General features: G+C 37.4%; 24 protein-coding genes. 7 read left to right on the top strand and 17 right to left on the bottom strand.

The window, feature by feature from the left end:
* The 12 genes from PHT93_RS04185 to PHT93_RS04130 form a co-directional block, all read right to left on the bottom strand.
* Complete coding sequence (locus tag PHT93_RS04185) at positions 1-1,164, bottom strand: glycosyltransferase family 2 protein (protein ID WP_300239858.1); 1,164 nt, start codon at positions 1,162-1,164, stop codon at positions 1-3.
* Positions 1,161-2,057: a glycosyltransferase family 2 protein gene (locus PHT93_RS04180; protein WP_300239855.1), complete on the bottom strand. Its 897-nt coding sequence runs from the start codon at positions 2,055-2,057 to the stop codon at positions 1,161-1,163. Before PHT93_RS04180 ends, PHT93_RS04185 begins: the two co-directional genes overlap by 4 nt.
* Complete coding sequence (locus PHT93_RS04175; protein WP_300239853.1) at positions 2,041-3,483, bottom strand: O-antigen ligase family protein; 1,443 nt, start codon at positions 3,481-3,483, stop codon at positions 2,041-2,043. The genes PHT93_RS04180 and PHT93_RS04175 overlap by 17 nt, the downstream gene beginning before the upstream one ends.
* A gap of 4 nt (positions 3,484-3,487) precedes the next feature.
* Positions 3,488-5,632: a hypothetical protein gene (locus PHT93_RS04170; RefSeq protein WP_300239850.1), complete on the bottom strand. Its 2,145-nt coding sequence runs from the start codon at positions 5,630-5,632 to the stop codon at positions 3,488-3,490.
* Between the two features lie 4 nt (positions 5,633-5,636).
* Positions 5,637-6,362: a TolC family protein gene (locus PHT93_RS04165; RefSeq protein WP_300239847.1), complete on the bottom strand. Its 726-nt coding sequence runs from the start codon at positions 6,360-6,362 to the stop codon at positions 5,637-5,639.
* Positions 6,363-6,377: 15 nt separating this feature from the next.
* Positions 6,378-7,535, bottom strand: a complete 1,158-nt coding sequence (locus tag PHT93_RS04160) for a sugar transferase (protein WP_300239845.1) — start codon at positions 7,533-7,535, stop codon at positions 6,378-6,380.
* Complete coding sequence (locus tag PHT93_RS04155) at positions 7,532-7,897, bottom strand: response regulator (RefSeq protein WP_300239843.1); 366 nt, start codon at positions 7,895-7,897, stop codon at positions 7,532-7,534. Before PHT93_RS04155 ends, PHT93_RS04160 begins: the two co-directional genes overlap by 4 nt.
* Positions 7,898-8,184: 287 nt before the next feature.
* Positions 8,185-9,228: an oxidoreductase gene (locus PHT93_RS04150; protein ID WP_300239841.1), complete on the bottom strand. Its 1,044-nt coding sequence runs from the start codon at positions 9,226-9,228 to the stop codon at positions 8,185-8,187.
* Positions 9,229-9,273: 45 nt separating this feature from the next.
* On the bottom strand, positions 9,274-9,846 hold the full coding sequence (locus PHT93_RS04145) for an epoxyqueuosine reductase QueH (protein WP_300239839.1): 573 nt from the start codon (positions 9,844-9,846) through the stop codon (positions 9,274-9,276).
* 31 nt (positions 9,847-9,877) lie between these two features.
* On the bottom strand, positions 9,878-10,567 hold the full coding sequence (locus PHT93_RS04140) for a response regulator transcription factor (protein ID WP_300239836.1): 690 nt from the start codon (positions 10,565-10,567) through the stop codon (positions 9,878-9,880).
* Positions 10,568-10,571: 4 nt separating this feature from the next.
* Positions 10,572-12,017, bottom strand: a complete 1,446-nt coding sequence (locus PHT93_RS04135; protein WP_300239834.1) for a HAMP domain-containing sensor histidine kinase — start codon at positions 12,015-12,017, stop codon at positions 10,572-10,574.
* Positions 12,018-12,100: 83 nt separating this feature from the next.
* Positions 12,101-12,679, bottom strand: coding sequence for an ORF6N domain-containing protein (locus tag PHT93_RS04130; RefSeq protein ID WP_300239832.1), 579 nt, complete (start codon positions 12,677-12,679; stop codon positions 12,101-12,103).
* Between the two features lie 153 nt (positions 12,680-12,832).
* On the opposite strand from PHT93_RS04130, the gene PHT93_RS04125 reads away from it, so the two are divergent.
* From PHT93_RS04125 to PHT93_RS04095, 7 genes are all read left to right on the top strand, one after another.
* Positions 12,833-14,923 (top strand): outer membrane beta-barrel family protein, encoded by a 2,091-nt coding sequence (locus PHT93_RS04125; RefSeq protein WP_300239829.1) that lies wholly within the window; start codon positions 12,833-12,835, stop codon positions 14,921-14,923.
* Between the two features lie 192 nt (positions 14,924-15,115).
* Positions 15,116-15,604 (top strand): sigma-70 family RNA polymerase sigma factor, encoded by a 489-nt coding sequence (locus tag PHT93_RS04120; protein WP_300239827.1) that lies wholly within the window; start codon positions 15,116-15,118, stop codon positions 15,602-15,604.
* 8 nt (positions 15,605-15,612) lie between these two features.
* Positions 15,613-16,194, top strand: a complete 582-nt coding sequence (locus tag PHT93_RS04115) for a hypothetical protein (protein ID WP_300239825.1) — start codon at positions 15,613-15,615, stop codon at positions 16,192-16,194.
* 175 nt (positions 16,195-16,369) lie between these two features.
* Positions 16,370-18,745 carry a TonB-dependent receptor gene (locus PHT93_RS04110; RefSeq protein WP_300239822.1) on the top strand — a complete coding sequence of 792 codons (2,376 nt, stop codon included), beginning with the start codon at positions 16,370-16,372 and terminating at the stop codon, positions 18,743-18,745.
* Positions 18,746-18,801: 56 nt separating this feature from the next.
* Complete coding sequence (locus tag PHT93_RS04105) at positions 18,802-20,187, top strand: DUF4374 domain-containing protein (RefSeq protein ID WP_300239820.1); 1,386 nt, start codon at positions 18,802-18,804, stop codon at positions 20,185-20,187.
* Complete coding sequence (locus tag PHT93_RS04100; RefSeq protein ID WP_300239818.1) at positions 20,180-21,007, top strand: alpha/beta hydrolase-fold protein; 828 nt, start codon at positions 20,180-20,182, stop codon at positions 21,005-21,007. The genes PHT93_RS04105 and PHT93_RS04100 overlap by 8 nt, the downstream gene beginning before the upstream one ends.
* A gap of 36 nt (positions 21,008-21,043) precedes the next feature.
* Complete coding sequence (locus PHT93_RS04095; RefSeq protein ID WP_300239815.1) at positions 21,044-22,078, top strand: ferric reductase-like transmembrane domain-containing protein; 1,035 nt, start codon at positions 21,044-21,046, stop codon at positions 22,076-22,078.
* 66 nt (positions 22,079-22,144) lie between these two features.
* Here the strand turns inward: PHT93_RS04095 and PHT93_RS04090 are convergent, their stop codons facing one another.
* From PHT93_RS04090 to kduI, 5 genes are all read right to left on the bottom strand, one after another.
* Positions 22,145-22,606, bottom strand: coding sequence for a DUF4252 domain-containing protein (locus PHT93_RS04090; protein ID WP_300239813.1), 462 nt, complete (start codon positions 22,604-22,606; stop codon positions 22,145-22,147).
* Positions 22,607-22,615: 9 nt separating this feature from the next.
* Complete coding sequence (locus tag PHT93_RS04085) at positions 22,616-23,119, bottom strand: hypothetical protein (protein WP_300239810.1); 504 nt, start codon at positions 23,117-23,119, stop codon at positions 22,616-22,618.
* The gene (locus PHT93_RS04080) at positions 23,109-23,618 is read right to left on the bottom strand and encodes an RNA polymerase sigma factor (RefSeq protein WP_300239807.1); all 510 of its coding nucleotides are present in this window, start codon (positions 23,616-23,618) and stop codon (positions 23,109-23,111) included. Before PHT93_RS04080 ends, PHT93_RS04085 begins: the two co-directional genes overlap by 11 nt.
* Positions 23,611-24,063, bottom strand: a complete 453-nt coding sequence (locus PHT93_RS04075; protein WP_300239804.1) for a DUF4252 domain-containing protein — start codon at positions 24,061-24,063, stop codon at positions 23,611-23,613. The genes PHT93_RS04080 and PHT93_RS04075 overlap by 8 nt, the downstream gene beginning before the upstream one ends.
* A 173-nt stretch (positions 24,064-24,236) precedes the next feature.
* Positions 24,237-25,079, bottom strand: a complete 843-nt coding sequence (gene kduI, locus PHT93_RS04070) for a 5-dehydro-4-deoxy-D-glucuronate isomerase (protein WP_300239802.1) — start codon at positions 25,077-25,079, stop codon at positions 24,237-24,239.
* Positions 25,080-25,123: the final 44 nt, after the last annotated feature.

Genomic DNA, 25,123 nt, shown 5'->3' with positions numbered 1-25,123 from the left:
TTATTCTGATTTCGTATGTTCTGTATGCAGGAATCTTTCCCCTCCTTTTTTTGCTCTAAAGAGGTTTATAAACATTAGGATAAAGAGAATGGGAATTTTTTTTAGGGCGTGCTTAAATTTATCATCAACTAACTCATCCGGAATCGCCAAGCTGAAGGTGATAAATAAAAGTAATAATATGCCCCACCATTTTAATGAATAAACCCATGATATGCATATGGACACAGAAGCGATAAGTGTAATTATTCCCAGAAGGATAACGCGTGGTAGCATAAGCCATTGAAAGACTTTATCTAAATACCACCAATTACCAGTCAGTATAATTTCCGGTAAATCTTTTATGCTTTTCCTCAAAGCATTTATCTGGGAATAGATCCAACGAGCACGTTGGTTGTAGAAAGCATTCTTGTTTTTAACTTTTTCATCCAGAATAATAATATCGTCCAAATACTCCACATATATTTTTTGCTTCATCAAAAGTTGTTCAAGTTCTTTATCTTCACCTACAGAGGATATTTTTTTAATATTTTCCGTAAACCATTTGTAATCAAATGCCATTCCTGAGCCAATGAGCGCTGAAGGAAGTCCGGCATTGACGTGTCCTTTTCGAAAGAAAGCATTGTTGATCTCCTCACTTGCGGCATCAAGAATTGCTACATCGGTGTTTTTGTTTTTTGCTTTCCTATGAGCCTGAATGGCATAAACACCAAAATCATAAACCTCATTGATTCTTTCTAAGAAGTCAGTTCCGGCTAAATTGTCTGCATCCATAATAACAATGCAGTCATATTCCTTTTCTAAGTGATCAATAGCATAATTGAGCGCTGCTGCCTTGGAGCCTAACGGGGCTTTTGTCTGTAATAATAGTATCGGATATTTCTGCAATTGCTTGTTGGTTTCCGGTAGCATTTGATCGGAAACAACCAATATGTCGTACTTTTCTTTAGTGTAGTTTTGTTTTAAAAAGCAGTCGACGGCTTGTTCTATTACATAATCTTCTTTGTAGGCAGGGAATAAAACGAGAAAATCATGTTGTTTACGTGCGCGAGGGTAATCTGTTTGTGACTTACGCAAAGAGAATAGTGCGAAGATAAAAAGATAGGTAACTTGTATAAACAACAGCCCGAATAACAAAGTATCAACTATTTCTAAAAGATAATTCATAGACCTTTTTTCATTTGGAAAAAATCAATGATTCCTTTGATGACAGCTTTTGCCTGCTTTCCTTTTTTATGAGACAAAAAGTAGAAAAAACTTTTTGGATAGGCGAATATAAGCAAATAAAGAGCAGACAGGATATATTCGCCTCCTTTTCTGTTTCGCTTTGCGTAAAGAAGCCGGTTGCGTGTCATATAATAGACCTTTAACGGACTCTCCTGCCCTGTACTGCGACTTTCCTTGTGAAAGACTTCTGCTTGCGGCACGTAGCCTAATTCATATCCTTTAGAAGTCATCTGCGTACACCAATCTAATTCTTCATAATACAGGAAATAGACCTCTGGCATTAAGCCAACGGTTTCTATCACTTCTTTTCGAATACACATTGCGGCACCGTGCAAATATGGTGTTTCGTGTGGTGAATCCCATTGTCCGTTATCATCCTGTTTATATCCAATAATACAATTTCGAAGTGTTATGTGTGACAATGATGTATAACCGGCAAACTGAATGCTTTGAGGGCTGTCTGCAAATAAGATTTTAGGTGATACACCAGCTAAGTGAGGGTTCTTATCAAGTGTTTCAAACAGGAATATGAGAGAAGCGTCTTTGAGTATTACATCATTGTTTAAGAAGAGTAAATATTGACCCGTTGCCTGTTTGATTCCCAAATTATTTCCTCCTGCAAAACCTAAGTTCAGATCACTTCGTATGGTTTGTATTGTTGGAAACAGCTCTAGCAATAGGGCGGCTTCGTTTTCTCTTGAGCCATTGTCTATAACAATCAGTTCATAGGAAACTGTAATCAGATGTTCTTGTATAGAATAAATAAGCTCCTTCGTATCTTCACATCCGTTGTAATTGACAGTTATAATTGATATGTTAGGCTGAGGTTTCATTCTTTTCAAGTTCTTTATCGAATTTTGTTCCTAACATAACGAAAGCCATAAGCGTATAAACAATTGGCCCATTTGGAAATTGTTGAAACATTTCGTTTCCGTATGAACAAGCCAGCATACCGGCAATTCCGGCAATACATGCGCTTATAAGTCCTTGTAATTGTTTGTTTTTTATTTTAAAAAGAACATCGCGTGTTCCCTTAACCAAAACGAAAAGAAAAAGAAATAAAAACAGAAAAAGACCAACTATTCCGGTCTCAACCCAGACATATACTAAAGAGGTATCGGTAGGTAACTGATACATATAGTCGCCAGGTTCAGCTCGTTTGGCTTTTCCAACACCAATTCCGAATGGCTTCTCCTGCATGAATACCCACATCTTTTTCTGATTCTCTAAACGAACATTAAAAGATGCGTCCTGACTGGCATTAAAAGCACTTCGCATCCGATAAATATTGATATTCCCATTTCCGATGTAAGTATATTTGAAGAAAACGAAAACGAAGAGTAATAAGAATAATCCGGGGACTAATATTTTCCACTGTTTAGAGAGGATGAAATAGATAAAGAAACCGATAAAAGGAATAACTACAGCAGCCCGCGTCCCGGAAATCATTAAGCCGTAACCCGCCCCAAGAGCAATCAGAAGGAAATAGATCTTCAGATATTTATTTTTCATATAGAATGAACAGATGGAGAAAATAACCATAGATAAGCCCATACTGCTACCGAAAGAAGCCGCGTCTGTGAAGAACGAGAAATATCGGATTCCGGTATATATTACATGAGTTCTTGAACCGCCTAAAACATATAGCCAATAATTCTCAACCGAATCAAATCCATAATATTTTTGCATCAACGCTTTTAGTATAGCAAAAAGAGTCAGGACAGACCAGATATAAAGAAAGATTTTTAGATGTTTATATTGATCGAACAATAAGAACACTAAGAGCGGAAAAACAAAAAGATAAAGCGATAAACTTCTTACCCCAGCCAACCAATTTGACAGAGAGGTGTCCGGATGAAATAATAGTAGGCAACAATAGACTAACCAAGTCAAAGTGAAAGCGCTAAAAGGCTGTCTTATATTATTCCATTTAATGGGGTATTTCAAACCACGAAAAAGAATCAAAGCGAAGGTCAGGAATAAAAGAATATCCATTGTGATACCTCCCGGAATGTCCGGAACGTAACGGGTTAATCCCATAATAAAGTAGTTGGTGACAAATACCCCATACAAAGCCCACTCAGGTTTTTTTAACGCTTGTAAGAGGATGAAGAAAACAAATGGAGAGACAGACCATATAAGAGCTATCCCTATTCCTGTTTTAAAAAAAAGAACGACAAAGACAATAAGGCCTGTTAATAAGCCTCCATAGAGACAAAGTCGTGGGGAAGAAAATGATATTTTACCACTAAAATCCATTCTGTTACTGTGGTGAATATAGCCCGATTCGATATAGCAAATAGGCCCATGTTCTGGATTTAACAAAAGGAGGAAGCGTTCCGGTGAATGATTCTACTACCTCTTTTGATGCTTTGTTTAAGTAGATAAACAAAGACGTCTTATTTTTTTGCTCCTGTAGTTTCTGAAACAGAAGTTTATCACTCTCTTTCCATATAGAATCTGCGTTGATGACCAATAGATTGACCGTAGCTTCCTGTAAAAGTAAAGGAGGAATACTGTTTAATGATAAAGCGGCATATTCAACGACATAAATATTTGCTTTTACATTTGGGGTAAAATCAAATAATCTGCGGGCAAGGAAAAATTCTTTGCTAAATGCGGAATAGTCACTGTCCCACTCCAACATTTGTACATTTAATCCATGTTCTTCCCAATAATCGACTACCTGTCTGCCTAAGTAAGTTTTCCCTGTTTTCTGTCCGATACTAATCAGATTTATTATAGTTGGAGTATAGGGTTGAATATATTGGGATAATGCATTACTCATAAATTGTGTGGACTTTTCTTCACGCGCTTTATCATATTTTCCTTTACCGACTAAAGGAAATGCTCCCAAAACCCGTCCTCCGGTAATTCTCTCGGTGCGGACCCGGTCTCTTAAGGTAAAGTCCAAAAGATCCATTATCAAAAAGAAACCCAGAATAAAGGTGAAGCTACCAATAAAAGCTGCTAAAACATACGCTTTTCGTTTGGATGGCTCTGTGTTTAAAGGGAAAGTAGGCGGATTGATTAACTTTAGTGAAGCCGAATTCATTTCCAGACTTTTTAAACGTAAACGTGCCGCGTTTAAGCTGCTTAAAATGGATAGATAAGACCGTTCGATGAAGTCAATATTTCTTTCCTGACGTTTAATTGTAGAGCCAATAGGAGAGAAGTGCGAATATTTTTGGTTTATATCTTGTTTGTATTGTTCGATCACATTTTTCTCCGCTTTACTCTTTTCAAATATAAGAAGCTCCTCTATCCATTGAGATACGAAATTGGAGGTTGGATAGCCAGATTTAGTAAATTTTTTATTACCTGCATCTGTCGAGATGGAAGTAAATTCTTTTTCAGCGTTACTTAATTGTTCTTTATATTGTTCGAGTTGTTGGTTTCGAGTTGTTGAGCTACTATTTTCCTGATTAAAAGTCTCCAACTCTGATACAATCTTATTCAGATTAGATATTTCAGATAATTTAGACAAAAGTAAAGAATTGCTTTTCAGAAAGGACGCATTTTCTCCCAATTGCGTTTCAATATGCTTAATTGATGCTTCCGCACTGCGATATTTTTGTAACACATCCTGATATCTTAATTCTATTTCCTTGTCCAAAGCAGCAACTTCTTTTGTTTGCTCGTCATAATTAATGATACGATTTTCTACATTATACAATGTTAATGAGTCTTCTCCGCTTTTTAATTCTTTACCAACCCGATCTAATTCCCGTTCAAAATATTTTATAGCATTATTAGTCGAACCAAATTGAAGATTCTGGTATTGTTGAATATAGATATCATTGAGTAGAAGCAATGTTTGATAAGCCACACCCGGATCATTCGCTGAATAATCTATTTGTAACATATCGCTGCTTCCTAGTCGCTGAACCTTTATATTGCTTAATGAACCAAAGCAATAATAAGGATGATTCCAATTAAAAAGCCCATATACAAAGTTCGTTGGTGATTGCTTCTCGTAACTCCTAAGGTTTTGTACGGTTTTTTCTTCAGAGGATTTATCAATCAGTGCTAATACCTCTTTGGGCGTAATACGTAATACACTTTTATAATTTTCAGCATTTATATAAGCATTATCTTTTTCCGGGTCTCCATAAATCATATGTCTGGCGTAAAGATGCAGCGAAACTTCGTTTAATGTCTCCTTGGATTTGATGATATTAATGATATTGTCTATTGTGTTGTTTACAACGGTACTATTTTGCATTGTCTCTCCTGTTTCCATCGCAAAACCGGAGACTACTCCAGTGTAAATCGTCATGTCCACATGATAAGTACGTAGCATATTCCTGGTACTAACGATAACCAATAATGTAATTACTATTGGCGCGATAATCAACCACCAACGGATGCGAAACAGAAAACGAAAAATATATTGTATGAAGTCCATTGTTTTATTTGATTATTTTCGTTTTGGAAAGAATCTCTAATTGTAAAAGCGCTTTGTTTAATTCTGCTTTTGTGTTCTCATAGGTTTCCAAAGCATCTGATTCAATGGACTTTCTCTGATTTAATTCATCGATTTCAATTTTACCATTCAAGAAATCCTGTTCTGCCGCTTGGTATTGTGCATTTGCCATTGTAACGGATTCTGCTTTAATCTTAAGTACAGCTAATTCTTTTTGCGCTTTAGTGTACATCTCAATAATACGGAGTTTCTGTTCGTCATGCCATTTTTCGATTTCCACTTCTGTGGCTTTTGTTTTTAATTGTTGACGTTTTATACGGTTTTTACGATCAAAAAAATCATCAAACGGTATGGCAACGCTAACTCCCACATTGTACCAGGCCTGACGTGCTCCCGAATATTGGTAGAAAAGCGGGGTGTCATTATCAGAAAAACTACTGTTGATTCCCATAAGTCCGTACTGAAAAGTACTCTGAGCACGAAAATACTTTAACCAACTTCTTTTCTCTGTTTTTAACAGACTTGCTTCTTCTTCCATTCTTACGCGATAGAAATCTACTGCAGCGCTGTTATTGGCATTTTCAAATAAAACATCTAAAGGAGGAAGTTGCATATTGGTGAGCTCTTCGGGAGTCATTGCCGTAAAGCTTTCTTGCGCATTACTTATAAAGCTGAAAGCGATTAGTAACAAGACGATTAATATATGTTTCATTCTTTAAGTGTTAAATTAAACATCCTCTTTCTGTATAAAAGCTTTAAATGTTTTTAGAATTATTCTAAAGTCCATTAGAGGAGAATAGTTTCTGGCATAATAAATATCCAAATCTTTTCGCTCTTTTGCAGAGAGACTACCGGAATCCCCTCTCTTCTCTACTTGCCAAAGACCCGTCAGTCCCGCTGGAGCAAGAAAGCGTTCTATGGATTCATCCCCAGTTAAAGCCTCTGCTTCGTACAAAGGTAATGGTCTATTTCCAACTATTGACATGTCTCCTTTTAAAATATTAATCAATTGAGGTAATTCGTCAATACTATATTTTCTAATAAAATGTCCTACCTTAGTTATTCTCGGGTCATCTTCAAGCTTTTTGAATGCATTCTCTGTTTCTATTCGTTTGTGCTTGATGTATTCTTCTTCGGGAATAATTTCATCATCGGAAACTAAAAATGTCTGATTATGATATGTCTTTTCATTAGAGGTAGATATAGGATTTTCTATAGGCATTGTTTTGTATTGGTTTAAAGCTTCATATTCTTTCAGTCGTTTATCTGCATCAACATACATTGAACGAAACTTCCAAAAATCAAAAATCTTATAATTACTACCAACACGTTTGGACTTATAGATGATAGGTCCTTTACTTTCTATTCTTATTGCTAAACTTATTATCAAGAATAGAGGAGAGAGAAATATCAGAGTTAGTAAAGAGACGGTTATATCAAAAAGTCGTTTCAGTTTAGGTATAACAAAAGGAACCAAGTCTTCTTTCTCTACATGAGGATGATTCAATAAAGAGTTATGTTCATTTATCCAATCTAAAAAATCTCTGATAATTTGTAGTTTAACATCAGGGGCTGCAGTGTCATTAACACCACTTTTAATATAGCTTAGTTTTTCTTCGCTGTTTAATCCTTTTGTGATTAGAATGATATAGAGATGAGTAAATTTTTTATGAAGAAATTGTATTCGCTCACAGTCTATTTTAACAGTGTCTTGTTCGTAAAAAATAATTACAGGAACTTTTGGGTAGTAGTCATTGATAAGATTGAGTGCTGCTACATGATTTTCAGCAAGATCAAGTCTCCCTTCTGATTCCGTATGGAAAAGTTGTTCGAAGTGTTGTATATAGACTTGCTGTTTTCCAATATAAATGGTTTTAACTTTCAATTTATAACTTTTCTAATTCTAACTTTTAATTCTAATGGATTAAATGGTTTTAAGATAAAGTCTTCAGCTCCTTCTTCCAGTAAACGGATACGTATATCACTACTCTCTTCACCCGATAAGATTATAACAGGGATTGATTTAAAAAGTTCATTTTTCTTTAAAAATGAAAGAAATTCATCTCCAGACATTTCTGGCATATAGATGTCTGTAATTATTAGGTCTGGAATATTTCCTTCCTGTAACCATTCAATGCCTAAGATTGGATTACTAAAATAAGTAATATCATATTCATTAGATAAATAAATACTAATAACATTAGCTATCGTTTTTTTATCATCAAGAATTAATATACTTCTTTTCATAAGAGAGAATGTCTTTACCAAAATCTATATTCAAATGTCTAACTTCAACTGTAATCAATGTTCTAATATAAATCACAAAACTCTTGCAACGGGTAGCTTTGATAAATGTTAAAAAGCTAATTTTATGTCTAATGTGTTAAAACTATCTGCTAAAAATGTTTGTATATTATTATAAATAAATAATATTATCGTTGCAAAAGTACAGAAAAATAGAATTTTATGTGTATAAAGTATGGTTGTTAACATAAATTAAATAAGATAAAATAGTGAAAATGAGATAGACGGATTTACAGATTGATAGTTTTCTTCTTTTCATTACTCTCAAAAGCCGCTTCAATAATACGAATAACGGGTAATACGACAGAGGCGTCGGTCTGTGGTGGTGTGTCTGATTTGAGAGATTGGTATATGTCTTCATAGAATCCCATATAATTTCCGGGAATTGTTTCTATTTTCCCCCGGAAATGCAATCCGTCCAGATCCGTATTGAGTATTCCATATGTTGCCTCTTCATCTTTTCCCCAATCAGAAAGAGTAGGAGAGAGGCCTGCTTTCAGTTCTTCTTCCTGAGGATCTAAGCCGTATTTGATAAAAGAACCTTTTGTTCCGTGTATATAATAACGTGGAGTTTCTTCACGCATTAGGTAGCCGGCTCTTAATGTAACCTTAACATGAGGATAAAGTAGCTGGATGTGATAATAATCATCGACCTGTGTTCCTTCGCGTAATTTATCTATATCGGCATAAACAGCTTTGGGTATTCCAAATAAGTTAACGGCTTGATCAATCATATGTGAGCCCAGATTATAGGTTAGCCCAACACGGTGATCTGCTTTCTCTTTCCATGTTCCCTGTTGTATAAAATTACGATAACGTTGATAGGCGGATTGGAATTCAACGACGCGTCCTAATACGCCTGATTGAACGACTTGTTTTACGGTTAAGAAATCGCCATCCCATCGTCTGTTTTGATAGACAGAGAGCATTTTATTCTTCTCCTTTGCGAGTGCAATCAATTCTTCTCCTTCGCGGACGGTAAAAACAAAAGGCTTTTCTACAATAACATGCTTATTTGCTAACAATGCCTGTTTAACAAAATCATAATGGGTCACATCCGGCGTATTTACAACCACTAACTGGATGCTTTGATCGGATAAAAGTTCTTCGTACGAATGCATAATTTTTACCTCGGGATATCTCAACAAAGCACTCTCCGAGCTTCGTTGAACAATAGCGTAAAGTTCAAATCCGGGATGGTTACTGATAAATGGCGCATGAAAAACGGACCCTGACATGCCATACGACGCAATTCCTGTTCTTATCTTTTCCATAACACAAGCTATTATACAATTATAAAGACGAAGATAAGAAAAGTTTCATTCCTTTTTCCGGAAACTAAACTCGCAACCGCAGTATTGTTGGTTGTAGAAGTCATATTGCGCGATAATCTCCAAACGGCGTTCGCTTAGCCCGCCTTTGCGCCAGTTTTGTTCCCAGAATTGTATGCCGGAGAATTGTTCGGCAGCAAAATTACCGGCAGCAAATATATCATTCAGATTTTTCCAACGTGAAGAGGCGAGGGTAGTGGTAAACAAAGAAAAACCGTTTTCCGAAGCATAACGTGCCGTTTCAAGCATACGAACGATGAAGCATTTTACACAACGGCGACCACGCTCAGGTTCTTTTTCTAATCCCTTTATCTGTTCCCGCCAATCTGTATGGTTATAGTCTGCATCAATAAAGTCGAGCCCCAGTGCTTTTACATAACGTTGGCTTTCTGATTTTCTGATTTCGTATTCTTCTTTGGGAAAGATATTGGGGTTATAATAAAATACCGTCGGGCGGATATCATTTTGCAATAAGCATTCAATGATAGCCGATGAACAAGGAGCACAGCAGGCATGTAACAGCACTCTTTTTTCGTCGTTAGGTATCTCTAATTTAAGCATTCTGTTCGGTTTTCCTCTGCAAATGTAGTCGTTATTGAATTAGCTTATAGCCTATTCCTCGGACATTAACAATCCGTATGCTATCGTCTTTGGCTAATTTATGGCGTAGTTTGGTTATAAAAACATGTAAGCTGCGAGAATTGAAAAAGCTATCATCCCCCCAAAGATCAAGCAGTATGTCTTGTGTATTAACCACTTGGTTGATATTTTGACATAGACGTTTTAAGATTTCTGATTCCCGATGAGATAATTCTTCGGCCTTTCCGTTTAAGTAAAGTTTCTGAGATTTGGCATTAAAGCTATATGTTCCTATTCTGAATTCCTTTTCCGTTTGTACATTAAGTTGAGGTTTGTTGACAAGGGCTTTTATACGTACAATTAATTCTTGCATACCAAAAGGTTTCCGTAAGTAATCATTTGCTCCCAATTCAAATCCTTCCACTACGTCTTTTATGGCAGAACGGGCAGTCAGGAACAAAACAGGAGTGACGAGGTCTGTTTGTCGGATACGTTTGACTAATTCAAATCCATCCATGCGCGGCATCATCACATCGGTTACGAGAATATCCGGTTTTTGTTCGAAGAAATAACGTAACCCTTCTTCCCCGTCTTTGGCAACACGAATAGAAAAGGAGTCTTCTTCTTCAAGTGTCTCTTTAATAATCATGGCAAGCGTTTCTTCGTCTTCAACCAGAAGTAGATTTGTCTTTTGCTTTTTCATGAGATTAATGATTAGCTGGAATCCGGATTGTAAATAGGCTTCCTTTACCGGGAGTACTTTTTATATAAATAGCTCCACCATGCTTTTCCGCCATAGTTTTTACATAAAAAAGACCTAATCCATAGCCTTTAATATTGTGTACATTTCCATGTGGAATGCGATAGAACTTATCAAAGATGTGCGATTGCTTGTCTGCCGGAATCCCCAGACCGTTATCTTCTATACTGAAACAGTAACAACCATTTTCTTCTTTTACCTGAATCGTTACTATTGGCTTATCTCCGGAGTATTTTATTGCATTGTCAATCAGATTACTCAACATATTGCTCAAGTGAGTACGGTCCGCATAAACGATTAAATCATTTGGATAACAAGTACATGAAAAATAGACAGTTTTGTCTGTTTTCAGTTTGTGTTGTTCTATCAATTCCTGAATTAAGGTCTGTATCTGTATTTCTTCCCGATACAGACTGAATGATTTTCTCTGTTCCATGCTCATGGATAATATTTGTTCTACCAGATTACTGAGCCGGGTGAGTTGTTCTTTACAAATTAGGAGATATTTCCGTCGTTTTTCTTCGTTTTTTGTCATGTTAAAATTCAGCAGCGCATCTGTTGCTGAATAAGCAACAGCAATTGGTGTCTTTAACTCATGCGTCATGTTGTTGGTAAAATCATCTTTCATCTCTTCGAGCGTTTTCTGATTCAGCACAGTGCGGATCAGATACCAGAAAGCAAATCCTAAAATGATGATAATGAATAAAGTGGTTGCTAATATTCCTCCCATTCGAATTAATATGGTTCGAGTTAACGGTTCCATATAAATACGGAAACAATATGCTTCGTCATTATCATAAAAATAAATCAGGGTAGGGTAGTCGGACTCTTTTTTATATGTCTCTTCAGGACGAGAAGTACTTATCACTTTTCCTTGATTAGTATCGAATATCTCTGAGTAATAATGTTTCGTCCGGATATTTTTTTGTTTTAGTTTATTCGCGAATAGGCTATCTAACCGATGTATATTTATAGGTATTTCCTTATCTATAGCATTATGCATAGAGGTGTTGATATTGCGTACAAAATGTTCAGAAAAGAAATCCTCTTCTATACTATTAAGAGTGCTTTTGGTAATTGTTGTGTCATTATCCTCTTTACTTCGATCAACGAATCTGTCTTCCTTTTCAAATGTAATATTGCCTCTATCGTCAGATGTGCCGGTGATGCTGATCGTTTGCTCGTAGTCCTTCTTATGATGTTCTTTCTCAAGCATCTCCATACGATAGAATAACTCCAGTAACTCAGCCGATTCCATACAAGTTGTAAGTTCTCTTTTTAACTCATCGTGCATAGAATTATACAGACCATATAACCAATATAGTTGCCAACCAAAAATGAGTAACAGAGCGAGCAGAACACTTGTAACAATATATCGAAATGACTTTTTCATGACAATGGCAAATATACAGGCTATCCTCCATAATTCTGAGAAACGATAAGACTAAATAACACTTCTGAGTAAGGGCAGATTAACTATTCATTTTCTATAGAGGGAGTAATATAACCGACAGGTTTTCGTAAAATTTTCAGTTCCTTGTTTTTGACTTGTAATTCAGCTAATGTCTCATTTATAAGATCTAATTGTATCTGTGTATTTTCGTTGATATCATTATAGTCGGTAAAAACGTCTTCAATATATTGTTTAAGTTCTCGGATTTCATGTTGTAGTTCTTCAACTTTATAAGAAGGAGAATTTAGTACTAATTGGCGCATTGCAACAAATGCCCGGGTTATTAGAATACTGGTTTGAACCGCAATATTGCTTCGTAATAGGCTGGCAAGCATTACTACGCCATGTTCTGTAAAAGCAAATGGAATTGCAACCTTAGGACGTTTATTTATTGATGTCATCACAATTTGTGATGACATGCTTTCCCATTCTTTTGGTGTCAACTGAAACATAAAATCTTCAGGGAAACGTTCAATATTCCGTTTTACAGCTTGATTTAATACGCGAGTCTCTACCTGATACATATTGGCCAAATCAAAGTCCAATATAACTCGTTGTCCTCTGATTTCATAGATTTTGTTTTGGATGATTTGTAATTCCATCTGTTTTTTACTTTTCATAGTTAAGAGTATGCAAAGTTATTATATTTTGATTTTATAAAAACCGATAAGACTAAATAACACTTCATAAGCAAGCAATAACACAAAGTAAATTGTTTTTTCGGGAGTTTTGCATGACAAATAAATGTTACGATTATGAAGCGAATTTATTTTACGACTCTTTTTTTATTCTTCTTGGCTCACGGCTATGCGCAGGAAGAAATTTCACAAAGCGTGGCTTGGGAGAATGATACCATTATCTCCATGTTGAATCTACCGGATATACTGATTAAGGGCGAACGTCCGATTGTGAGATTAAGAGAAGGAAAACTAACGTATGATATGCCTCGTTTGCTTGAGGATAAGATCGTGAGCAATGCTTATGAATCTATTTTACAATTGCCCGGCGTACGTGAACAGAATGGTTCTTTGTTATTAGCTGGTGCAAAGAGTCTTACTGTGATATTAAACGGGAAACCGACTACCATGACTTCTGATCAACTATATGCGCTGTTGAAAGCAACTCCCCAATCCCGATTACAAAGCGCGGAAGTGATGTATAGTGCCCCTCCGCAATATCATATACGTGGTGCGGTGATTAATCTGGTATTGAAAAAAGGAAATTCGATTATACCTGATTTACAAGGGCAGGTCAATTCATCCTATACACAAAAATATTATGGAGGCTATTCGGCCGGAGGAACAGTCTTATATTCTTCCCGGAAGTTTTCTGCAGATTTTCTCTATACCTTGAACAAGAGCAAAATGAGGACAGGATTGGATCTGTACTCGAAACATTTACTAAATGGAACAGAGCATGTAATTGATCAGTTTAATAAAGGGAAAAGTACGCGATTCTCCCATAACATGCGTATTGGTCTTGATTATGAGTTGACAGATAAGGATAAATTGAGTTTTGCTTATACAGGACGTATTTCTCCAACTTATGATCGTTTTGAAGAGTCTAAAGGGAGTTTACCGCAAACAGAGACCTCGAGAAGTTATATTGACCCTGAACAAATGCATAATCTGGCAATAAATTATAAATCGGGAATGGGTTTAAGTACAGGGTTAGATTATACATTTTATAAGGACAAGTCCGTACAAGACTTTACAGATCAACAAACAAAGAATTTCTTGTCTTATACAAATCAACAGATAGATCGCCTCACCGTTTACGCAGATCAAACACACACACTTGGTACATGGGCATTGAATTACGGAGGAAAATTTTCCTACGCATCTGATCATAGTAGGCAGTACTACCAACCGCGTAACGGAGAGGATCTGTCTTCGTTGGATGCCAATAATACGTTGGAAGAATATACGTATGATTTTTATGCGGGATTTGATAAATCTTTTACAGAGCAGTTTTCTGTTTCCGCTTCTCTTACAGGAGAGCATTATAGATATGGTAGTTTTAAAGAATGGGTATTGTTTCCCAGACTTGAAATGTCTTATGTCTTTTCTCCTTCGCATCTCCTTCAGTTGTCCGTTTCATCAGACAGAGCTTATCCCAATTATTGGGAAATGCATGGAGCGATCAGTTATCTGAATAATTATGCAGAGATACACGGAAACCGGGATTTGAGACCGTCAAAAGACTATGAAGCGCAGTTAAACTATATCTTCAAAGGAAAATATATTGTTACGGCATATACCAATTATTCCGATGATTATTTTGCGCAGTTGCCTTATCAGTCTTCAGATAGGCTTGCACTTATTTATCAGACATTGAATTGGGATTATAGCCTGACTGCCGGCGTAAATATTATCATTCCCTTCAGCGTAGGAGAGAAACTGGACTCGCGTCTGACTTTGAATGGGTTTTATGACAGGTCAAAGAGCGAGCACTTTCATGATATTTCTTTCTTAAATAAAAAATGGGTGTTCTACACCCGTTTAGACAATACCATAAAACTGTCTTCCCAACCCAACATTGCACTTGAAATATCCGGAGCTTATCTTACCCCCAATATTCAGGGACCCGCCGAGCTGACTAAGATGTGGATGCTTGATGCCGGACTAAAGTGGACATTTGCCAAAGAAAAAGGAGAATTAAGACTGAAAGGAATCGATTTGTTTGACGCCTGGTCTCCTAATATGAGAGTACATTATGCAACTCAGAACCTGGATATGAATATGCTGCCGGACTCAAGAGCTATTACACTTTCTTTTACGTATAAATTCGGAGGATATAAATCCCGTGAGCGAAAAGAAGTGGACACCTCCCGATTTGGACAATAAAAGAATCTGAAAAATTTTAAAGAGCCTGGTAATGAAAGTTGAGGCGCTTCAACTTGTTTGCTGAGGCGCCTGGAAACGTATGTTGAGGCGCCTTAAAATTTTTGAAGCTACTATAAAAAATATAAGCTTTTATATATCTATGTAATTTTTCTGATTTCTTTGCGACTAATAGAGAAAAAGCAATTGAATGGTATGGACAAAGTGAGTTTGGATGATGAGTTTGTGAAGCTTATTCAGGATAACGAGAAAATCATATACAAAGTTTGTTCGGTGTATGTGACGGACGAGAATCCTATAGCTGATCTTTATCAGGATGTAGTTTGTAATCTTTGGAGAGCATTTGCCGGATTCAGGCGTGAATGTGCCGTTTCTACCTGGATTTATAAGGTGTCCCTGAATACCTGTATCACGGGCTTGCGGAAATACATGAAGAGGCCTCAGCATGTATCACTCTCGGCTCTTTCCGCGCATTTGATGGAGACTGATCAGGATGATACTATTCGCGAAATGTATCGCCTCATCCGCCGTCTCTCCGCCCTTGAAAAAGCAATCGTCCTGCTTTATCTTGACGAACATTCTTATCAGGAAATTGCGGATATCACCGGACTTACTTCTTCTAATGTAGGTGTTAGGTTGGTGCGTATCAAAGAGAAACTCAAAAAAATGTCGGAAGTTAATTAAAGAGTAGTATGGAACTGGAAGAAATGAAAAATGCCTGGCTGGCACTTGGTGAAAAATTAGATCAGAAAGAGAAAATAAGTGCATTGCTGATTCGCGAAATGTATCAGACTAAAGTGAAGAAGTCGTTAAATGTATTGTTGGGCTATGAAATACTAAGTGTAGTTGTTTGTTTTCTGATATTGCCATTTATTGGTTGGATTATGACACAGACGCCCGACTTATTGTTTTTCTACACAATGTTGTATTGGGGTATATTTTCTTTGTTAACCGCAATCTGGTGTTCTGTAAAAGTAACATTATTACTGAAGATTGACGAATTGGGTATAATAAAAGACAACATCAAACGTATCAGTACTTATGCTGTGTGGATACATAAAGAGAGGATGTATTATACGGTGTTTGGGATAGTAGGTGTAATCCCAATAAGTATAATTTATATGCTGCACGCTGGTCTTTGGCAGTGGATATTTATGGGTGCGGTATTTATTGTTGTTATATTGTTAACGATCTGGTCATATAAGCGGCTGTATTATAAAAATATTCGGACAATCCAGCAAAACCTGAACGAACTGAAAGATATCGAAGACTAATAAGAAAAAGAGGGGGCTCAAAAGGTTCTCCTCCTCTTTTTTAGGTATCCAATAACCACTTTTTAGTATTCTCACTCTTTATTTACCCAATTATGGGGATTGTTTGGTGTTGTCGGCTTGTAGAACTTTGCATCAGATTTAGGATGGAGTTTTAGGTATTTAAAGAGAGTTTAGAATGCAGATTTATATAAGGTTAAACGCTATAATTATTTTATTTTTATTTTTTTCTTTTCCAATATTTTCTCAACAGGCCAAAATTTCAGGGAAGATAAAGACAAATACAAATGAGGCAGCAGAGTTTGTAACCGTGAGTTTGAAAAACACCAGTTATGGTGATGTGACGACACTGGATGGCTCTTATTCGATACAGGCTCCTATTGGTAATTATGTATTGGTGGTCTCTGCTATAGGGTATAAAACGGTTGAGAAATCGGTCAGGCTTTCTGACGAGAAAGAAATGAAAGTAAATCTGACAATTACGGAACAGGCTACGGAACTTGATGAGGTAGTCGTGGTTTCAAACGGAGTGAGCCGCTTGAAACGATCTGCTTATAATGTAATTGCGATAGACACAAAGGCTTTACAAAATTCTACACAAAACCTTAGTGAAACATTGGCTCAGGCTCCGGGTGTTAAACTTCGTGAATCGGGTGGGGTAGGATCGGATATGCAACTTATGATGGACGGCTTTAGTGGAAAGCATATTAAGATATTTATAGATGGTGTACCACAGGAAGGGGTGGGAAGTTCGTTTGGATTAAATAATATACCGGCCGGCTTTGCGGAACGTATTGAAGTTTACAAAGGTGTTGTTCCTGTTGGTTTTGGAACGGATGCAATTGGTGGTGTTATTAATATTATCACGAAGAAAAACCTGAATAAGTGGTTTCTTGATGCTTCGTATTCCTATGGATCATTTAATACACATAAATCGTACGTTAACTTTGGACAGACATTTGAAAATGGGTTTACTTACGAGATTAACGCTTTTCAGAACTACTCGGATAATAATTACTCGATAGATACACCAGTAAAGGATTTTGAAACGGGTGCTATTAATAAGAAAAAGATTGAACATGTAGAACGTTTCCATGATATGTATCATAACGAAGCTGTGATTGCTAAAGTTGGTCTTGTTAATAAAAAATGGGCAGATCGATTAATTTTTGGTTTTACCTATTCTAATATGTATAAGGATATACAAACGGGAGTACGTCAGGAAATTGTTTTTGGAGGGAAATACCGTAAAGGGCATTCTTTGATGCCGTCTTTAGAGTATCGCAAACAGAACTTATTTACAAAGGGACTTGATCTTACGTTAACAGGGAATTACAATAAGAATCAGACACACAATGTTGATACATCCACTTATGAATATAACTGGCGTGGTGAAATGCGTTTGCTCAGATCTCCGGGAGAACAGTCTTATCAGCATACCCGATCAGATAATGACAACTGGAATGGTACACTTACAGCCAATTATCGTCTGGGAAAAGCTCATGTATTTACATTGAATCATGTTTTGAACAACTTTACCCGCTCTAATCGTTCCATGTTGAATGAGTATTCGGGAAAAGATGCCATTTCAAAAGAAACCCGCAAAAATATTACAGGCTTGTCTTATCGGTATATGCCATCCGAAAATTGGAATGTTTCTGCTTTTGGTAAATATTATGATCAGTTCATAGCCGGGCCTATTGCTACGACATCAGCGCAAGATGAATATACGCGCACGACCAATTCGGTTAATGCAATGGGGTATGGTGTTGCGGGTACTTATTTTATTTTGAAAAGTCTGCAGACAAAACTTTCTTATGAAAAAGCATATCGTTTACCAACCAATGAAGAGATGTTTGGTGACGAAGATCTGGAAACCGGAGATTTGGCCATCAAACCGGAAAATAGTGATAATGTAAACCTGAACGTAAGTTACAGTGAACTGTTCGGGGATCATTCGGTCTATGTAGAAGGGGGTGTGATTTATCGGAATACAAAAGATTTTATACAACGAAAACTTGTTGATCTGAGCGGCGGTAAATCCGGTGCAGCTTATGAGAACCACGGTCGGGTGGAAACAAAAGGATATACCCTTTCTGCCCGTTATGGTTTTGGCAACTGGGTTAGCATGGGTGGAAACTATACGCAAATGGACGTTCGTGACAATGTAAAGACAGTGACCGGAGGAAGTAATCAGCAAAGTCTGACATACGGGGCACGTATGCCTAATTTGCCGTATCGGTTTGCGAATTCAGATATTACTTTCTACAAGCGCAATCTGCTTAAAAAGGGGAATCTGTTGACTGTTACTTATGACAATTTATATATGCACAGCTTCCCTTTGTACTCGGAAGTTTTAGGCAGTGAATCAAGTTTCGTGGTTCCTTCCCAATTCTCTCATAATCTGACAGTCTCCTATGCTATTAAAAACGGGCGTTACAACTTCTCGTTTGAATGTAGGAATCTGACTGACGAAAAATTGTATGATAATTTTAGTTTGCAAAAAGCCGGAAGAGCCTTTTACGGAAAGGTGAGAGTCTATTTCGGCAACTAAATGCAGATCAGAATTCTTGTTTATTATCCATAACTAAATATATAAAAATGAATAACATGAAAAGTTTTTTAATAAAAGGACTTGCCACAATGATGATGGCTGGTTTCTTATTCACATCGTGTAGTGATAGTGATGATCCGATTCCGACTCCTACTCCTGATCCGGAAGAAAATGTGATCTCAAATTATGTTGTTGTTGCTACGGATGAAGCAGGTTACTTGTTGACAACAGATACATTAGGAACAGGGTCAATTACGGCGCTTAATAATGGACTTGTAACAGAAAGTGGATCATTCTGGGTTTTTTACGGAAATGAATATCTATATCGTTTAGTTTACAATCAGGGAAATGCAGGTGTAAGTTCTTCTTATATCCTGAATGCAGAAGGAAAAGTAGAAGAACGTGACTATACGTATGAGATTAAAAGATTTACGACTTATGGTATCTATAAAGACTATATCATAACTTCTTCTACCGGCGATCTGGCAACAGAATATGCTGACGAAAATGGATTCTTACCGAAAGGCTTTCTTTTGTCTTATCTTGACGTGAAAAAAGAAACGTTTACAGATAACAAGGAAGTAATGTGGTCTGAAAATTATCTGGATAATGGAGAGTATGTTACTTTAGCCGGTATCGAACAGGTTGGTGATAAAGTATTCTCTGCTCCAATTCCTATGGGTTTGAGCCAGTATGGTGTAAAAGCTGAAGGGGGTAAATATGTAAAATATCCCGAGCTTGTTAAAACAGAAGCCGGAGGAAGTGCAAGTAGTGCATGGAAAAAAGGAGAATTACAATGGACGCAGTATCCTAACGAAGCATGGGTGGCTATTTATAACGACCAGACGTTGAGCAATCCTAAATTAATCAAAACGGATAAGATTAGCTACGCTTGCGGACGTAATCGTTCTCAATACTATCAAATGATCTGGGCAGCGGATAATGGCGATGTGTATGTTTTCTCTCCGAGCTATGCGAAAACGATGACAGCGGATGTACAAAAGACAACTTTGCCGGCTGGTGTTGTACGTATTAAAGCGGGAGCAGAAGACTTTGATGCAAGCTATTATTGCAATATAGAGGAACAGTCTGCTGGTAACTCTTTTGTACGTTCATGGCATCTTACCGAAGATTATTTTCTTCTGTTGATGTACGACAGACCTCTGACAGAGACAGGTTTTACGGCTAATCAACTGGCTATTTATAAAGGAGAAGATAAGAAACTTACTTATGTAACCGGACTGCCGGATGTAAGCCTTATCTCCGGATTTGCAAATGAGCCATATACGGAAAATGGTATAACTTATATGCCTGTTACTACCACAGAAGGTGATCCGGCAATCTATTGCATTAATCCAAAAACAGCAGTTGCCACTAAAGGGCTTGTTGTTGGTACGAAACAAATCAGTGGTGCAGGTAAACTCACTTATGCTGGTGAATAAGATTTATATTTGTTTACTATTCCTCCTGCCCCCATTAGTATTATGGGGACAGGAGGATATTTGTATAGGTAAAAAGTATTCTTTGCATTCAACGGTGCTACAGGAAGAAAGAGCCTACTGGGTGCATCTGCCCGACAATTATGCAACGAATGTTACGCAGACTTTCCCTGTGATTTATTTGCTCGACGGAGATCTGTTCTTTCATTCTTTGGTCGGTATTAATAGAGCATTTTCTTCAGGAAGACGAAAAGATATTCCTTCCTTTATTATTGTCGGTATAATAAGTACGGACAGAACGCGTGACTTTACGCCTACGGCTTCTGCTGCCGGAAGAGACGGTAAAATACCTCCAGGAGCTGTTCCCAAAGGAGGAGGAAGTGATACCTTCAGTCGTTTTCTGACCGAAGAATTGCGTGGCGTAATTGACGGGTCTTTTCGGACAAATGGGCAAAATATGTTGGTCGGACACTCTTTCGGAGGTCTTTTTACGTTGAATACATTTTTCAAACATACCGAATTGTTTGATACTTATTTAGCGCTTGATCCAAGTCTATGGTGGGATCAGAGACGATTGTCAAAAGAAGCCGGGATATTGGTCAAAGATAAAGATTTCGAAGGAAAAAGTCTTTATGTGGGTGTGGCAACTAAGCCACGACCGGATCGCGCTACGATGAATCTCACGGATTCCGACAGCCTATTTGCCGAGATATTACCTCAGACAAAAGGGCTTCGCTTTTTTAAGAAATCCTTCCCTGATGAAACTCATGGAACGATTGCTATTCCGGGTATTCTCGATGGATTCAGGCAATTGTTTTGGTGAAAATAAGTCACTCACTACATAATAAACGAAAGACTCATGGTTAAATTATTAATAGAATTATTGGAGTTTCTGAGGTCGTGCGCACCTCTTCTCACATCGCTTGCTGTTTTTACGCTATTGTGTATCTTGTTATCTAAATCGATAAGAAAGCATGCGAAAATATATTATTTCGTATTATCAATTCCGTTTATCTTAATTGTGCTTCCTTATCTTGCTAAACCCTTTGGGTTCGAAATTTCAGGTTTTGCAAGAGTGCCTTTCCTTGGAGAGATAATACGGGACTATATCCATATGGCAGCTTTTGGTCATCCTCTGCTGATTATTATCATGTATATGGGGGCTCTTGACATGAAAACGCCGGGAGTAAAAAGATTGATGTCAATACGTAAGGAATTATCCATTATATCCGGATTTCCTGTTCTCTCACATGCCTTGATTCGCGTGTTCCACAATCTGCCGGCATCTCTGAAATATTTTGGAGACCATGCGGCTTACTTAGCAGAGACTAAAGTTACCAATGAACTAGGCGCAGGTATTACTAACTTTAGTTTTGTTTGGGGGATTTTGCTTATTATTTTATTTATTCCTCTTTGGGTTACTTCTTTTGACTCTATTCGAAATCGTATGGGATATCCCAAATGGAAGAAATTTCAGAGATGGGCTTATGTCATGTATGCAGCGTTGTTTATTCATGCGGTAGGAATACAAGTCGGTTTTATTCTGAATCCGAGAGGAGGCCATGCTCCACAAAAGCCCGCTGTTGAACAAGTCGTTTCTCAGTCTCCGCAAAGAGGAAATCAGGTTGGAAATGGCGAACAGCTACAGGCAAGAGAAAGAAAAGGAAACGACTCTGTAAAGCCTTCAGAAAATAAGAAGAGCGAACAAGTGTCTCAGAAATCAAATGGAAAGCGTGCTCAGTCAAAGGGATTTGCAGACATAAAAGTAAGTTCTCAGACCAAACAGTATATTCATCTCTTCTCTATCTTCTTGGTATATGGATCATACTTGTATCTCCGTGTAAGAAAAGCAAGGAGAAGCGGGTCGAAACGAAAACTGGCAACAGTAAAATAATCAATTGTCTTTCTCTATAGACATTAAGAAACATGAGGGTGCGTTAAGTCACATCCTCATGTTTTTTTATTTGTTGATTTCCGACGTAATATCTTGTACATCCTGTAAGGTGAAATTCCCCAAAAGCTGAATTACGGAAAATCCTTTTTCTGTGTCGGCCAGCATAATGAGTTCATTGATCAGATCCCCCTTTTGCTTAGCATAGAATGTTGCTTTTGTTTTGCCGTCTCTAACGCGCATAAGCTCTTCATGCTGCTTATTTATCAATCCCGAGAATTCTTTGCGCATTTGTTCCGCTTTGTCCTTGCTGTCTGTATTCAGAATCTGAAGTGATTCTATTTTACCTTTCAGGTTCATCAGATTGAGTCCTCCGGTTTGTATGTTAGGCATCATCTGAAACATTGCTTTTGAGATGTAAACGGACTGAACATTGTCCATTTCGGCGAACTTATCAAATAATTTGTTTTGCGCGAATGAGATGCTAAAGCAAAAACAAGAGATGAGGATAAGAATATATTTTGTTTTCATGATGAAATGTTATTTTAATTGATTGTTTAGAATATTACTGACCTGTTGCATTTCCTTCTGTGCATCTTCCATCTGATCAATTCCTTTATTCAGATTGGATGATAAAAAGGCGAGTGCTTCACCGGCAACTTTGGCTGCTTCGTGAGGATCTTGATATGTATCAGCCGTCATATTCCGGTCGTTATTGAAAGAGGCTTGATTTAGAGCAATACCGATACAAAGTAATACGGCGGCAGCGATACCGGTTATTTTATATGCAATAGGTTTTATTCTGAATGTTTTCCCTTTGCTTATATGTGTATCTAAGCTCTTCTCTAAACGTTTGCTGAGACCTTCTGGTAATGGAGTCTGCGCCGATTTCCGAATGAGAAGGAAAACTTCCCGTTCTTCTTTCCAAAGTGAAGGTACGTTTACTTTATCAGCAAAGAAATCTGCTAATGCTTGCTCCTCCTGCTCTGTAGCCGTTCCATCATAGAAAGCGGCGAGGTATTGTTTTATCGTTTTATCGTTCATAACTCATTACTTTATTAAATTTTTCGCGGACTGTTTTTCGCGCTCTTGAAAGCAAAACTCGTATATTAATAGCACTTAGGCCGGTTATATGTTCTATTTCTTCGGCCGTGCAGCCTTCTATTCCGCTTAATAAGATTACCTGTCGTTGGTTGTCCGGAAGTTCATTGATCAGTTTCTTAATTACCCTTGTTCGATCCTGTTCTATCAATTCATTTTCCGGAGAACTGGTTGATACAAAAATCTGATCGTTTACTTCGTCTTGTCCTATATTTCGTTTTGCTGATCTCAAATAATCCAAACACATATTGCGAACCAAAGTTATACAAAAAGCCTCTGCACTGCGTATGATTGTCAATTCTTCCCGCTTATCCCATAATTTGCAATAGGCTTCCTGAAGAATATCTTCTGCATCTTCCGTATTGCCTGTTATCGCAAAAGCAATCCTATATAGCTTAGGATGAAGAGGAAGGAATTGTTGTTTGAAGCTGCCTTCATCCATTTGCGTGTTTCTTTACTAACGAGTCGATATCAGACGGCTTGATATTTCCTTTGATACGAATCAGCGAATTGCTGTTGCCCGAAATGAAAACAATAAGTTCACGTATGGTTTCATCTTTCATCTTAACCAGCACGCGCGTGCGGTTTCCGTCTTCATTTGCTGTGACCATCGTTTCATAGCCCGCATCTTTCAGATCCTTCAATGCCGACTGAAAGTTGGATTTAACTTCATCTGCACATTCATCTAAAGATAAAACCTGAATCCCATCAACTCCCATTACATCTGTGAACAATCCGGCCAATTTCATACTAATAGAACCTATTGAAACTGTAGAAACATTTTTCTCTTTTGCAAACTGTTTAAATAGCTGGTCAATATTTTTCTGAGCAACTCCTATTTGTGTAATTAGAGCAAGTAATGCGATTAATACATATTTTGTTTTCATTTCCGTATAATTATAAAGTTACTAATTCATCTGTTAATTGCGCTATTAACGGCTTTCTAATAACAAGACGGATTCGTTATTTGCTTTGTTACAAAAATAAGAGAATATTTTATGTAAAAAGAAGAAAGGCAACCCTTGAGGATCGCCTTTCTTATATATTAATGAGGTACGACTTACCTCAATTCATCAATCTTAAAGAAGTCCTGATCACCATAATCTAAATTCTCACCGGCCATACCCCAGATAAAGGTATAATTGTTTGTCGCAGAAGCGGAATGTATAGACCACTCCGGAGAAAGAACAGCCTGATTGCCTTTCATCCAGATATGACGTGTTTCAGTTGGTTCGCCCATAAGATGACATACGGCCTGCCCTTCGGGTACTTCAAAATAGAAATAAGCCTCCATACGACGGGAGTGGATATGAGCAGGCATCGTGTTCCAGACACTTCCCGGAGCCAACTCGGTCATACCCATCTGTAATTGACAGGTAGGTAATACCTGATTCACAATCATCTTATTAATCTTCCGGTGATTGGATGTTTCCAACGCCCCGAGTTCCATAACTTCGGCATCAGCCTTTGTTACTTTCTTATCGGGATAGTTACGATGCGCACAAGCCGAATTGAAATAGAACAAGGCGGGTTTTGAGGCATCCTTGCTTTCAAAATAAACTTCCCGTTCGCCGGAACCTAAATAAAGGGCTTCTTTATAATCCAATTCAAAAGAATCGTTTCCAACATAAACAGTACCGGGACCGCCTACATTAAATATTCCCAGTTCTCTACGACATAAGAAAATGGGTTGTTTCAGAGGGTCGATAGCTTCTAATTGAAGTTTTTCCTTTACCGGCATAGCACCACCTACTACTAGTCGGTCGTACATGGAATAAACCATGTTTACTTCATCTGCAGCAAAAAGCTTTTCAATCAGAAAATCTCTCCGAAGTCGTGTTGTGTCGTATGCTTTTGCATCCTCCGGATGAGCCGCATAACGTAATTCATAATTTGTCTTCATTGCTAATATCTTTATGTTATTATTTATTTCCGAGTTTCACAAAC

The organism is Massilibacteroides sp., from assembly GCF_028705895.1.
Taxonomy (GTDB): domain Bacteria; phylum Bacteroidota; class Bacteroidia; order Bacteroidales; family Tannerellaceae; genus Massilibacteroides.
The sequence above is the reverse complement of the archived record's forward strand: the minus strand, read 5'-3'. Positions and strand labels throughout refer to the sequence as shown.